Raw genomic sequence first — 12,332 nt, 5'->3', positions numbered from 1 at the left:
CCGCAAATGTTACGCGATGCTTACTGGCGCATGCCTCGGCCGCTCTTCAGCAGGCGAATGCAGACGATGTAGAGCACTGTGCTGGCCAGCAGCATCATGCCGATGGCGATGCCGATGTTGATGTCGGACACGCCGAGGATGCCGTAGCGGAAGGCGTTGACCATGTGCAGGATGGGGTTGGCCAGCGACACCGTCTGCCAGAACTCGGGCAGCAGGCTGATCGAGTAGAACACCCCGCCCAGGTAGGTCAGCGGCGTCAGCACGAAAGTCGGGATGATCGAAATATCGTCGAAGTTGCGCGCGTACACCGCGTTGATAAAACCGCCCAGCGAAAAGGTGATGGCGGTGAGCAGGATCACCAGCACCGTCACGCCCAGGTGGTGTACCTGCAGGTGGGTGAAGAACAGCGACAGCAGGGTGACGATCAGGGCTACCGCCAGGCCGCGCAGGGCGCCGCCAATGGTGTAGCCGATGAGGATGGTGTGCGGCGATACCGGCGATACCAGCAGCTCCTCGACGTTGCGCTGGAACTTGCTGGAGAAGAAGCTCGACACCACGTTGCTGTAGGAGTTGGTGATCACCGACATCATGATCAGGCCGGGCACGATGAACTCCATGTAGGAGTACTGCCCCACGCCGCCGACCTGACTGCCGATCAGGCGGCCGAAGATCACGAAGTACAGGGCCATGGTGATGGCCGGTGGCAGCAGGGTCTGCGCCCAGATACGCATGAAGCGGCGCACTTCGCGGCGCACGATGGTCTGCAGGGCGACCCAGTTGGAGGCGAGTTCCGGGCTCATTTGGCCACCTTTTCCAGGTTCTTCTCGACCAGGGAGACGAACAGCTCCTCCAGGCGGTTGCTCTTGTTGCGCAGGCTCAGCACCTCGACCTTCTGCGCCGCCAACTGGCGGAACAGGTCGTTGATGCCCTGGCTCTTCTCCACCTGCACTTCCAGGGTATGGTCGTCGACCAGCTGCGCCGGGTAGCCGCTCAGCTGCGGCATGACCAGGGTCGACTCCTTGAGGTCGAGCAGGAAGGTTTCCACGTGCAGCGTCTTCAGCAGGTCCTTCATGCTGGAGCGCTCGACGATGCGGCCGTGGTCGATGATGCCGATGTTACGGCAGAGCTGCTCGGCCTCTTCCAGGTAGTGGGTGGTGAGGATGATGGTGATGCCCTGCTGGTTCAGCTCGGTGAGGAAGCTCCACATCGAGCGGCGCAGCTCGATGTCGACGCCGGCGGTCGGCTCATCGAGGATCAGCAGGCGCGGCTGGTGGATCAGCGCGCGGGCGATCATCAGACGGCGCTTCATGCCGCCGGACAGCTCGCGCGAGGCATTGTTGCGCTTGTCCCACAGGCCGAGCTGGGTCAGGTACTGCTCGGCACGCTCCTTGGCCAGCTTGAGCGGGATGCCGTAGTAGCCGGCCTGGGTGGTGAGGATGTCGAAGCACTTCTCGAACTGGTTGAAGTTGAACTCCTGCGGCACCACGCCGAGGCAGCGCTTGAGGCCGGAGGGATCGCGGTCGAGGTCGTGGCCGAACACCTCGACCGTACCGCCGCTCTTGTTCACCAGGGTGGAGAGGATGCCGATGGTGGTGGACTTGCCGGCGCCGTTGGGGCCCAGCAGGGCGAAGAAGTCGCCCTCTTCCACCTCCAGGTCGATGCCCTTGAGGGCCTGGAAGCCGTTGGCGTAGGTCTTGGTCAGCTGCCGGATGGACAGAGCGGAGGTCATGGTGTGCGCTTACTTCGGCAAGGGGATGGCTTAGATAAGGTCGCGCGCGGCTATTTGCAACCTCTGGTTACAGGCTAGCCTGCCTGCACGGTGCCGCGAAAAGAAGCCCGCTGGGCTGATGTCAGCTATCGACGCGCTTCATGGCGGCGACTTCGGCCTGCAGGTCGCCGCGCAGGAAGGCCGAATCCACTGCGAACAGGTGCGGGTAGCACTGGCGCAGGTAAGCGAAGAACAGCTCCACCGGCAGATCATCGAACTGGCCGTGGTCAACCAGGTACTCCATATAGCGCTCGCCCTCGGCATTGAAGGGATGGAACACGCTGTCCGTGCGCCCGTCGAACTCCAGCGGCGCTACCTTGAACAGGCGACATAGCGCCAGGTTGAAGGCCGGCGTGGCCTTGACCCAGCGTCCCTCGAGGAATAGCTCGGTGTAGCCATGCATGGCGAACACTTCGCTGCGCAGCATCTCGATCAGGCGCGGGGTGGACAGGTGATTGCGCACGTCGGCCAGGCCGATGCGCGCGGGAATCCCGCAGTGCCGCGCGCAGGCCGCCAGCAACAGGGCCTTGGGCACGCAGTAGGACTCCCCCGCTGCCAGCGCGTGGCTGGCTTTGAGCGTCTGGTGGTCGGCGCTGAACACGTAGGGGTTGTAGCGGATCTCGTCGCGTACCGCCCGATACAGGTTGACCGCCTGTTCGCGCGGGTCGCGGCTGGCACCACGCCAACGCTCGGCAAAGTCGACGACCAGCGGGTGATCGCTGTCGATGAAGCGGGCGGGGCTGAGGCTGGCGTGCATGAATGTCTCCCTGTTTGCCCCAGTCTAACGGCGCTACCCTGTGCCGAAAGCGGCAATCCGGCCAAGCATGGCGGCCCTGTCGCCGCGCGGTGTGCCTCTCTATAATCCGCGTCCGCTCATGTTTTCAGGACTCGCACCATGCCTACCCATTACCTCGACCATCACCTCGCCCTGCTCGCCCATCTGCGCGGCATCCTGGTCGCACTGGGCGAAGCCGAACAGGTGGAGGACGACAGCCACGCGCTGTTCCTCGAACGCTTCGACGAGCTGGTCGCGCAGCTGCCCAGCGATCCGGAGAGCAGCCAGTACCTGGGCCAGGACATCATCAGCCAGGTGTTCCATCGCTACCCGCAGATCGCTCATCTGGTGCCGCGCGATCTGCTGTGGTTCTTCGGCGGCGACTGCCTGCACTTCATGCCGGATGAGGAAATCGCCCTCTATCAACGCCTCGACGAGCGCCGCTTCGAGGCCGAGGAGAACGACGAGCCGTTCGACTGGAACCGGGAAAAACAGCTGCTGGCCCTGCCCGACGACAGCGCCCAGCACTGAAACGAAAAAGCCCCGCTGATGCGGGGCTTTTTTCATGGCCTTGCGGCACAAACGAAAACGCCACCCGGGTGGGTGGCGTTTCGTGAATTTGGAGCGGGAAACGAGACTCGAACTCGCGACCCCGACCTTGGCAAGGTCGTGCTCTACCAACTGAGCTATTCCCGCATGGCGTCCCCTAGGGGACTCGAACCCCTGTTACCGCCGTGAAAGGGCGGTGTCCTAGGCCACTAGACGAAGGGGACGTGGCCAGGAGCTTATAACAGCTTCCCGAATTGCCAGGCTGTGTTGCCACACCCTGGACTTTTATCCGAAACCTCACCGAAGTGAGACTTCGAGAATTTGGAGCGGGAAACGAGACTCGAACTCGCGACCCCGACCTTGGCAAGGTCGTGCTCTACCAACTGAGCTATTCCCGCAATGGCGTCCCCTAGGGGACTCGAACCCCTGTTACCGCCGTGAAAGGGCGGTGTCCTAGGCCACTAGACGAAGGGGACGTGGCCCGGAGCTTACAACAGCTTTCCGGCTTCCTGCGAATTCGTTGCCGTCATCGCTTGAAGTGGCGCGCATTCTAGGGAGCCGACCGAAGAGCGTCAAGCCTCATTCAAAACTTTTTTTAAATCAAAGACTTCGATTCATAAATTGATCCAGCGCTATCAGCCCAATGGCGAAGGCACTACACTCGGCACATCAAGAAGCGCCTCGGGAGTTTTCACGGTGTCCCCACTCGTCATCACCGCTCTGATTATCGCTGGCATAGTGGTGCTGTTCGTCATTGGCTATATCAACCATATGGTCGAGAACAGCAAACTGGAGAAAGCCCGGCTCAAGGCGGATTTGAATGACCGGGTGCGTCGCAGCCGTGACGTGTCGGAGAACATGCCCGGGCAGCTGATGAGCCCCGCGCTCAAGGTGCTGCTCAGCCGTTTCGAACTGCACTACGGCGAACGCCTGCTGGCGCTGGACAAGCAGAACATCAACCTGATGGGTCGCCTGAGCGAACTGCGCGAGCTGATCGCCAAGGGCGACAGCGCACCGGTACGCAATCCACCTCAGCCGATCCTGACTGAAGCCAAGGCGAAAGATATTCGCTTCCTGCTGGAGAACCTCCACGGCCAGATCAATCGCGCCGCGCAGGATGGCGTGCTGCCGGCCAACGAGGCCAAGCGCTGGCTGGGTGAGTTGCGTCATCTCCTGGTACAGCTGCACTTCGAGTTCTTCAGCAACCTCGGTCAGCAATCCATGCAACAGGGTCACCCCGGGCAGGCTCGCCTGGCCTACGAGCGTGGCGTGCAGTACCTGCGCAAGCAGCCCGACCCCGAGCGCTACAAGACCCAGCTCAAGCAGCTGGAGGATTCGCTGGCGCGCGCCAACGCAGTAGTTCTGGAAAAAGCCAAACCGGCCGAAAACGAGCCCAGCGAACTCACCGAGGGCCTGAAAACACTCGGTGAAGAGGACTGGAAGAAGAAGAACATCTACGACTGACTCTCTGCCGAGGAACCTCAATGAGCCGGATCGTCTACGGTGCCCCGCTGTCGCCGTTCGTGCGCAAGCTGCGCCTGTGTCTGCAGGAAAAGAGCCTGGACTACCAGCTGGAGATCATCACCCCCTTCGGCCAGCCCGACTGGTATCGCGAACTCAACCCGCTGGGCCGCATTCCGGCCCTCCGTGACGGCGACCTGACCCTGGCCGACTCCAGCGTGATCTGCCAGTACCTGGAAGAGCAGTATCCCGACAGCCTGCGTCTGTTCGGCCAGTCCCCCGTGCAGGCGGCACGCATACGCTGGCTGGAGAAGTACGCCGATTACGAGCTGGCGCCACTGTGCACCTTCGCGGTGTTCCGCAACCGTCTGCTCAAGCCCATGCTGGGCCAGAGCTGCGACGAAGAGGCCGTACAGGCCGCCCTGAATGACAAGCTGCCCAGGCATTTCGATTATCTCGAACAGACCCTGGGCACTGCCGATTACTTCGTCAACGACACGCTCAGCCAGGCCGATCTGGCGATCTACTGCCAGCTGCAGAACATGGCGCATGGCGGCGAACTGCTGGACGAGGCACGCTGGCCCGGGCTGGCTGCGCACTTCCGACGCATCCAGGCGCGCGACTCGGTGCAGAGCTTGCTACCCGGCGAACTCAAGGTCGTCTCCAAGGTCAGCGGCAAAGCCTGACCACCCACCGAAAGCCCGGCATGAGCCGGGCTTTTTCATGCTCAGCAGTCGGTCAGGCGCAGAAAGATCGCCACCAGCCGCTCGACGCCGGCCTGATCATCGGGACCGAAGCGCGCGGCGCTCGGGCTGTCCAGGTCCAGCACCCCGATCAGGCGCCCATCCTTGACCAGCGGCACCACCAGTTCGCTGTTCGATGCGCTGTCGCAGGCGATATGCCCCGGAAAGGCATGCACATCGTCGACGCGCTGGCTCTGCCAGCTGCTCGCCGCAGCGCCACATACCCCCCGACCGAAGGGAATCCGCACACAGGCGACCTTGCCCTGAAACGGCCCCAGCACCAGCTGTTCGCCCTTGTTGAGGTAGAAGCCAGCCCAGTTGAGATCGTCCAGTTCATGGAACAGGAAGGCGGCGAACTGCGCAGCATTGGCCACGAAGTCGCGCTCATCGGCCAGCAGCGCCTCCAGCTGCGCAGCCAGCAGCCCATAGCCCTCACGCCCCTGCCCGGCTTGCTGCAGATCGATCATGGCTGCACCTCCAGCAAACGCTGGCCCACCCAGCTGCGCGCAAACTGGTAGGCACAGCGACCGTTGCGATTGCCGCGCCCCAGCGCCCAGCGAATCGCGAGAATCTCCAGCTCGTGACTCCAGCTCCACTGCAACCCGGCCGGCTCTGCCAGGCTGGTGATCCAGTGGCGCACCACGGCGAGGAAGTGGTCCTGGGTGAAGGGATAGAAGGAGATCCACAGGCCGAAGCGATCGGACAGGGCGATCTTGTCCTCCACCGCCTCGCTCGGGTGCAGCTCACCCTCGACGCGCTGCCAGTTGTCGTTATCGCTCTCTTTCTCCGGAACCAGGTGGCGGCGGTTGGAGGTGGCGTACAGCAGCACATTGTCCGGCGCCCGCTCCAGCGAGCCGTCCAGCACGCTCTTGAGCACCCGGTAATCCCCCTCGCCGGATTCGAACGAGAGATCGTCGCAGAACAGCACGAAGCGCTGCGGCAGCCCGGCCAGGGCCTCCACCACCCGGGGCAGGTCGGCCAGATGGTCACGTTCGATCTCGATCAGGCGCAGCCCGGCGTCCGCATGCGCAGCCAGCAGCGCGCGTACCAGCGAAGACTTGCCGGTGCCACGCGCGCCCCAGAGCAGCGCATGGTTGGCCGGCAGGCCGGCGACGAACTGCTGGGTATTGCGCGACAGCTGCTCACGCTGGGTATCCACCCCGACCAGGTCGTCGAGCCTCAGGTCCAGACTCACGCGCAGCGGCTGCAGATAGCCCGTGCGCCCCTCGCGCTGCCAGCGTGCGGCGATCACCGTCTGCCAGTCCAGTGTCACGCGCTCGGCCGGCAACAAAGGCTCGAGCCGTTGCAGCACAGCGTCGGCACGCTGCAGAAAGCTGTTCAAAAGGGAATCCACGACTTACTCCTCATATCCGCTACTGCCGGTGATCCAGTGCTATGGGCTATGCTTGGCAGGGCCCGCAACCCAGGACGCAAACCACCCCGCCGATGGATATTTCTCTCACCCACCGCCTGTCGTTCAAGCAGGCCAAGCTGACGGTGCTGGTGGCCTTCATCCTGGGGACCCTGCTGAGCCTGATCCAGATCAGCCTGGATTATGCCAGCGAAGACGCTTCCATCGACCGCGAAATCCATTCCCTGCTGGAAATCAGCCACAACCCAGCCGCCCGCATCTCCTACAACATCGACGCCGAACTGGCCCAGGAGCTGGTCCTTGGCCTGTTGCGCTCACCGGCGGTGATGCGTGCGGAGATCGTCGACAACAGCGGCCTGGTGCTGGCCTCGGTGGAGCGCCCTCCGGCACAGAGCGGCTATCGGGTGTTCAGCGACTTCCTGTTCGGCGAGCGGCGCCAGTTCGAAGACCCGCTGTTCGTCAGCCACTCCACTGCGGAACCCCTCGGCGTGCTGCGCCTGGAGGTCGACACTTACGCCTTCGGCAGCCACTTCCTGCGCCGCGCGCTGCTCACCCTGCTCACCGGCTTCGCCCGCAGCCTGCTGCTGTCGCTGATCCTGCTGGTGCTGTTCTACGCGATGCTGACCAAACCCCTGGTCGGGGTGATCCGCGCCCTCAGCGACCGCGATCCGCGCCGCGACTTCTCCCCCGTACCCTGCCCCAGCGGCCACGAGCGCGACGAGGTGGGCATCCTGGTCGCGGTGACCAACCAGCAGCTGACCAATATCCACCAGGAGATCAGCCAGCGCCGCGAGGCCGAGGACCGCCTGACCCAGTACCTGGGTGAACTGGAGAACATCGTCTCGGTCCGCACCGCCGAGCTGAAAGCGACCAACGCGCGCCTGACCCAGTCCAACCGCGACCTCGAGCAGGCTCGCAGTACCGCCCTGGAGATGGCCCAGGCCCGCGCCGCCTTCCTGGCCAACATGAGCCACGAGATTCGCACCCCGCTCAACGGCATGCTCGGCATGCTGGCGCTGGCCCTGGACGGTAGCCTGAACCATGAGCAACGCCAGCAGCTGCTGATCGCCCATGACTCCGGCAAGGTGCTGGTCGACCTGCTCAATGACATCCTCGATCTGTCCAAGTTCGAGGCCGGACAGCTGGAACTGGAAAGCATCCCCTTCGACCTCGGTGCCCTGGCGGAGGAAACCGCCAGCCTGCTCTCGCAGAACACCGCTCCCGGGGTCGAACTGACCTGCCTGATCGACCCGCAGTTGCCGGCGCAGCTGCTCGGCGACCCGACCCGCGTGCGCCAGGTGATCAGCAACCTGCTGTCCAACGCCCTGAAGTTCACGCGGCGCGGACGCGTCGACCTGCGCATCGCGCTCGACAGCAGTGGCGTACGCATCCAGGTCAATGACACCGGCATCGGCATCCCCGAAGACGCACAGCTGCGCATCTTCCAGCCCTTCATCCAGGCTGGCGCGGGTATCACCCGGCAGTTTGGCGGCACCGGACTGGGTCTGGCACTGACCAGGCGCCTGTGCGAAGCCATGCAGGGGGAGTTACTGCTGACCTCCCGGGAGGGCATCGGCAGCCAGTTCAGCGCCATCCTGCCGCTGCGCGGCCACACGCCCGCACTCAACTGGCCGCAGCTGCCGGGCCGGATAGTGGCGCTGTGCGCCGCCGACAGCGGCCTGGCCGAACTGCTCGCCAGCTGGCTGCCCAACTGGGGCGTGCACTACCGGCGGGTTAACAGCATCGACGAGGTCACTGCCGAATCTACCGATCTGCTGATCTGCGCAGCGCCCGACAGCCTGCTGCCGCTGCGTCAGCGCCTGAGCGCGCCGCTGCTGCTGGTATCGCCCTACGGCACCTTCATTGCCAGCGAGCAGGTCGCCACCCTGGCACCCTTCGAGCAACTGCCCCGCCCGCTCGGGCGCACGGCCCTGCACCAGGCCCTGCAGCGCCTGCTAGCGCCGCAGCGTGAACCCAGCGTGGAGCCAGCCAGCAACGCAACACCCAGGTCACACCAGGCCCGCGTGCTGCTGGTGGAAGACAATCAGGTCAATCAGATGGTCGCCAAGGGCATGCTGACCAAGCTGGGCTGCCAGGTGGCTGTCGCCGGTCACGGTGGCGAGGCTATCGCCTATCTGGAGCAGCAGCCGGTGGACCTGGTGCTGATGGATTGCAACATGCCGGTCATGGATGGCTACGAGGCGACCCGACGCATCCGCCAGAGCGGCCGCTGGCCCAACCTGCCGATCATCGCCCTGACCGCCAATGCCCTGCCGGACGAACGCGAGCGCTGCCAGGCCGCCGGCATGAACGACTACCTGGCCAAACCCTTCCGCCGGGAAGACCTGTCCGCGCTGCTGGACAGCTGGCTACCGCTCACGAGTGCGCAGTAACCCGCGCCAGCAACTGCCCGAGGCTGTGCCGCAGCCCTTCCAGTTCGTCCATGTCGACCCCGCTCTCGCACAGCAGGCGTTGCTTGAGCGGCAGAACCCTGTCGCGCAGTGCCTCACCCGCGGCGGTCAACGCCAGGCAGAGCTCACGTTCGTCGCTGCTGGAACGCCGCCGCTGCACCAGCCCCAGTTGCTCCAGACGCTTGAGCAGCGGCGTCAGGGTGCCGGAATCGAGCAGCAGGCGCTCACCCAGCGCCTTGACCGTGGCCTGCGCCGGCGGCGTGGCGTGCCACTCCCACAGCACCAGCATCACCAGGTATTGCGGATAGGTCAGGCCGAGCTCGTCGAGCATCGGTTTGTAGGCCCGGGTCACCGCCCGAGAGGCGGCGTAGAGCTTGAAGCACAGCTGGTTATCCAGCAGCAGCTGCGCTTCGAGGTCGCGGTCACTCATTTCAGCAGAGCTTCGATCTCGGCGGTCAGCTCTTCGGGCTTGGTGGTCGGGGCGAAGCGCTTGACCTCGGCACCGTCGCCGCTGATCAGGAACTTGGTGAAGTTCCACTTGATGCCCTGGCTGCCGAGCAGGCCGGGGGCGCGCTTCTTCAGCTGCACGTAGAGCGGGTGGGCATCGCTGCCGTTGACATCGATCTTCTTGAACAGCGGGAAGGTCACGCCGAAGTTCAGTTCACAGAACTCGCTGATCGCCCCCTCGTCGCCCGGCTCCTGCTTGCCGAACTGGTTGCAGGGGAAGCCCAGCACCACCAGCCCCTTGTCCTTGTACTGCTGCCAGATGCTCTCCAGGCCCTTGTACTGCGGGGTGAAGCCGCACTTGCTGGCGGTGTTGACCACCAGCACGGCCTTGCCGCCGAAGTCCTTGAGGGTCTTCTGCTCGCCCTTGATGGTGGTGACCGGGATATCGAAAAGCTTGTCGCTCATGGCCTGTGGCTCCGTTGATAGTGAAGATGCGGCGAATATAGCGAGCAATTCAATTGCGTACAATTTAAAAACCAAAAAAGAAGGCCCGCCAAGCGGCAGGCCCTTTCGCTAGCGTGGCACCAGCTTCAGCGCCACCGAGTTGATGCAATAGCGCAACCCGGTCGGCCGCGGACCGTCGGGAAAGACATGGCCCAGGTGCGCATCACACTTGGCGCACTTGACCTCGATGCGCTGCATGCCGTGGCTGAAATCGTCCTTCTCGGCGATCACCTCGGCACTGACGGGCTGGAAGTAACTGGGCCAGCCGCTGCCCGAATCGTACTTGGCGTCCGAGTCGAACAGCGCTTCGCCGCAGCAGGCACAGTGGTAGATGCCGGGCACCTTGCTGTCGTGGTATTCGCCGGTGAAAGCACGCTCGGTACCACCCAGCCGGCAGACATGGAACTGGGCGTCGGAAAGCTCGTCGCGCCAGGCTTCCAGGGGTTTATCGATCTTTTCCATGGAGCACACCTCAGGGGCTGAAAAAAGCCCGACCGGTCCCTTTTCCGGGCTTCTGGCCGCACGTATCATGCGTCCCTCTTTGGACGCCAGTCTGGCTGCCGCATTACAGCGCGGCGATTCGCATCGGGACATAAGCATCATGCAGGTCAGCAAATCGAACAAGCTCGCCAACGTCTGCTACGACATCCGCGGGCCAGTGCTCAAGCACGCCAAACGCCTGGAAGAGGAAGGCCACCGCATCCTCAAGCTGAATATCGGCAACCCGGCGCCGTTCGGTTTCGAGGCGCCGGAGGAAATCCTCCAGGACGTCATCCGCAACCTGCCCACCGCACAGGGCTACAGCGACTCCAAGGGCCTGTTCAGTGCGCGCAAGGCGGTGATGCAGTACTACCAGCAGAAGCAGGTGGAAGGCGTCGGCATCGAGGACATCTACCTCGGCAACGGCGTCTCCGAGCTGATCGTGATGGCCATGCAGGCACTGCTCAACAACGGTGACGAGGTGCTGATTCCGGCGCCCGACTACCCGCTATGGACCGCTGCGGTGGCCCTCTCCGGCGGCAAGCCGGTGCACTACCTGTGCGACGAGCAGGCCGGCTGGTTCCCCGATCTCGCCGACATGAAGGCCAAGATCACCAGCAACACCAAGGCCATCGTGCTGATCAACCCGAACAACCCGACCGGCGCCGTGTATTCCAAGGAAGTGCTGGAAGGCATCGTCGAACTGGCACGCCAGCACAACCTGGTGCTGTTCTCCGACGAGATCTACGACAAGATTCTCTACGACGAGGCCCAGCACATCTCCACCGCCTCGTTGGCGCCGGACGTGCTGTGCCTGACCTTCAACGGCCTGTCCAAGAGCTACCGCGTAGCCGGCTTCCGTTCCGGCTGGGTCGCCATCTCCGGTCCCAAGCACAAGGCTCAGAGCTACATCGAAGGCCTGGATATCCTGGCCAACATGCGCCTGTGCGCCAACGTGCCGAGCCAGCACGCGATCCAGACCGCGCTCGGCGGCTACCAGAGCATCAACGACCTGGTGCTGCCCAACGGCCGCCTGCTGGAGCAACGCAATCGCGCCTGGGAGCTGCTCAACGACATCCCCGGGGTCAGCTGCGTGAAGCCGATGGGCGCGCTGTACGCCTTCCCCAAGATCGATCCCAAGGTCTGCCCGATCCACAACGACGAGAAGTTCGTCCTCGACCTGCTACTGTCCGAGAAACTCCTGATCGTCCAGGGCACCGCTTTCAACTGGCCATGGCCGGATCACTTCCGCGTGGTCACCCTGCCGCGCGTCGACGACCTGGAGCAGGCCATCGGGCGCATCGGCAACTTCCTCAAGTCCTACCGCCAGTAAGCCGCATGGATCTGCAGATCGACGAGTTCTACAAGGATGCGGCCAGCGGCTTGCTGCTGCTCTATCAGGCCTTCCCGCGCAAGGTGGCGCTGTATGTGGAAGACCTGATCGGCCGCGAGGAACCCGACGAGTTCGGCCTGCCCAGCAAGCGCCACCAGGCCTGCCTGGGTGCGCTGCTGTGGCTGGCAGAGGAAGGCTACCTGCGTTTCGAGTCGACCATTGCCTACGATGCGCTGGACCAGGCTGTGCTCACCGAGAAGGGCTTCCTGCGCCTGTCACGCGCCATACCCCATGCCCTGCCCCAGGGCGACGCCCTACCTCCCAGCGTGCGCCGCGTTCATGCCACCCTGGCCTGGCAACTGCGCGAAGCCTTGGCCCAGCACAACAGCGAAAAGGTCGCGCGCCTTACTCGCCAGCTGTTCGAAAGCGCTCTGAATCAGGCCAGCGACATAGTTTGAAATAGTGCCTCGGTTGAAGGTGCGGCGGGCC

General features: G+C 63.8%; 14 protein-coding genes and 4 tRNA genes. 6 read left to right on the top strand and 12 right to left on the bottom strand.

The genetic code is table 11. The annotated features are described in order from the left end of the window. Positions 1 to 20: 20 nt before the first annotated feature. From ACOAPY_RS09245 to ACOAPY_RS09235, 3 genes are all read right to left on the bottom strand, one after another. Complete coding sequence (locus ACOAPY_RS09245) at positions 21 to 800, bottom strand: ABC transporter permease (RefSeq protein ID WP_465156358.1); 780 nt, start codon at positions 798 to 800, stop codon at positions 21 to 23. Continuing rightward, complete coding sequence (locus ACOAPY_RS09240) at positions 797 to 1,729, bottom strand: ABC transporter ATP-binding protein (protein WP_279999087.1); 933 nt, start codon at positions 1,727 to 1,729, stop codon at positions 797 to 799. The genes ACOAPY_RS09245 and ACOAPY_RS09240 overlap by 4 nt, the downstream gene beginning before the upstream one ends. A gap of 121 nt (positions 1,730 to 1,850) precedes the next feature. Further along, a complete protein-coding gene (locus tag ACOAPY_RS09235; protein WP_465156356.1) occupies positions 1,851 to 2,525 on the bottom strand; it encodes a transglutaminase-like domain-containing protein in 675 nt (224 codons plus the stop codon). Between the two features lie 138 nt (positions 2,526 to 2,663). On the opposite strand from ACOAPY_RS09235, the gene ACOAPY_RS09230 reads away from it, so the two are divergent. Beyond that, positions 2,664 to 3,074 (top strand): PA2817 family protein, encoded by a 411-nt coding sequence (locus ACOAPY_RS09230; RefSeq protein ID WP_465156354.1) that lies wholly within the window; start codon positions 2,664 to 2,666, stop codon positions 3,072 to 3,074. An 89-nt stretch (positions 3,075 to 3,163) separates the two neighbouring features. Here the strand turns inward: ACOAPY_RS09230 and ACOAPY_RS09225 are convergent. The 4 genes from ACOAPY_RS09225 to ACOAPY_RS09210 form a co-directional block, all read right to left on the bottom strand. Then, positions 3,164 to 3,239 (bottom strand) — tRNA-Gly (locus ACOAPY_RS09225). A gap of 1 nt (position 3,240) precedes the next feature. Beyond that, positions 3,241 to 3,316 (bottom strand) — tRNA-Glu (locus tag ACOAPY_RS09220). Between the two features lie 98 nt (positions 3,317 to 3,414). Beyond that, positions 3,415 to 3,490: transfer RNA gene (locus tag ACOAPY_RS09215), tRNA-Gly, on the bottom strand. A gap of 2 nt (positions 3,491 to 3,492) precedes the next feature. Beyond that, a tRNA-Glu gene (locus tag ACOAPY_RS09210) sits at positions 3,493 to 3,568 on the bottom strand. 220 nt (positions 3,569 to 3,788) lie between these two features. Here ACOAPY_RS09210 and ACOAPY_RS09205 point away from each other — a divergent pair. Together ACOAPY_RS09205 and ACOAPY_RS09200 are read left to right on the top strand one after the other, a co-directional pair. After that, entirely contained in the window at positions 3,789 to 4,556 is a 768-nt protein-coding gene (locus ACOAPY_RS09205) for a hypothetical protein (RefSeq protein ID WP_465156352.1), read from the top strand. Between the two features lie 20 nt (positions 4,557 to 4,576). After that, entirely contained in the window at positions 4,577 to 5,239 is a 663-nt protein-coding gene (locus ACOAPY_RS09200; protein ID WP_465156350.1) for a glutathione S-transferase family protein, read from the top strand. 41 nt (positions 5,240 to 5,280) lie between these two features. On the opposite strand, the gene ACOAPY_RS09195 is transcribed toward ACOAPY_RS09200, so the two are convergent. Beyond that, on the bottom strand, positions 5,281 to 5,763 hold the full coding sequence (locus ACOAPY_RS09195) for a GAF domain-containing protein (protein WP_465156348.1): 483 nt from the start codon (positions 5,761 to 5,763) through the stop codon (positions 5,281 to 5,283). Next, positions 5,760 to 6,650, bottom strand: coding sequence for an ATP-binding protein (locus tag ACOAPY_RS09190; protein WP_465156346.1), 891 nt, complete (start codon positions 6,648 to 6,650; stop codon positions 5,760 to 5,762). The genes ACOAPY_RS09195 and ACOAPY_RS09190 overlap by 4 nt, the downstream gene beginning before the upstream one ends. Before the next feature lie 92 nt (positions 6,651 to 6,742). Between ACOAPY_RS09190 and ACOAPY_RS09185 the strand changes: the two genes are divergently transcribed. Then, a complete protein-coding gene (locus ACOAPY_RS09185; protein WP_465156344.1) occupies positions 6,743 to 9,061 on the top strand; it encodes a hybrid sensor histidine kinase/response regulator in 2,319 nt (772 codons plus the stop codon). Here ACOAPY_RS09185 and ACOAPY_RS09180 read toward each other — a convergent pair. From ACOAPY_RS09180 to msrB, 3 genes are all read right to left on the bottom strand, one after another. Next, positions 9,045 to 9,509 (bottom strand): MarR family winged helix-turn-helix transcriptional regulator, encoded by a 465-nt coding sequence (locus ACOAPY_RS09180; protein ID WP_465156342.1) that lies wholly within the window; start codon positions 9,507 to 9,509, stop codon positions 9,045 to 9,047. The genes ACOAPY_RS09185 and ACOAPY_RS09180 overlap by 17 nt on opposite strands. Then, a complete protein-coding gene (locus ACOAPY_RS09175; protein WP_278959462.1) occupies positions 9,506 to 9,991 on the bottom strand; it encodes a glutathione peroxidase in 486 nt (161 codons plus the stop codon). Before ACOAPY_RS09175 ends, ACOAPY_RS09180 begins: the two co-directional genes overlap by 4 nt. Positions 9,992 to 10,099: 108 nt before the next feature. Further along, positions 10,100 to 10,492, bottom strand: a complete 393-nt coding sequence (msrB, locus tag ACOAPY_RS09170; RefSeq protein WP_076583558.1) for a peptide-methionine (R)-S-oxide reductase MsrB — start codon at positions 10,490 to 10,492, stop codon at positions 10,100 to 10,102. Positions 10,493 to 10,631: 139 nt separating this feature from the next. Here msrB and ACOAPY_RS09165 point away from each other — a divergent pair, with 139 nt between their 5' ends. Next, positions 10,632 to 11,843 carry a pyridoxal phosphate-dependent aminotransferase gene (locus ACOAPY_RS09165; protein WP_076428534.1) on the top strand — a complete coding sequence of 404 codons (1,212 nt, stop codon included), beginning with the start codon at positions 10,632 to 10,634 and terminating at the stop codon, positions 11,841 to 11,843. 5 nt (positions 11,844 to 11,848) lie between these two features. Continuing rightward, positions 11,849 to 12,301, top strand: coding sequence for a hypothetical protein (locus ACOAPY_RS09160; protein ID WP_076583561.1), 453 nt, complete (start codon positions 11,849 to 11,851; stop codon positions 12,299 to 12,301). Positions 12,302 to 12,332 lie beyond the last annotated feature (31 nt).

The sequence above is a fragment of the Pseudomonas stagnisoli genome (assembly GCF_048595745.1).
Taxonomy (GTDB): Bacteria; Pseudomonadota; Gammaproteobacteria; order Pseudomonadales; family Pseudomonadaceae; genus Aquipseudomonas; species Aquipseudomonas alcaligenes_A.
Note: the sequence above shows the minus strand (reverse complement) of the source record. Positions and strands in the feature narration are given on the sequence as shown.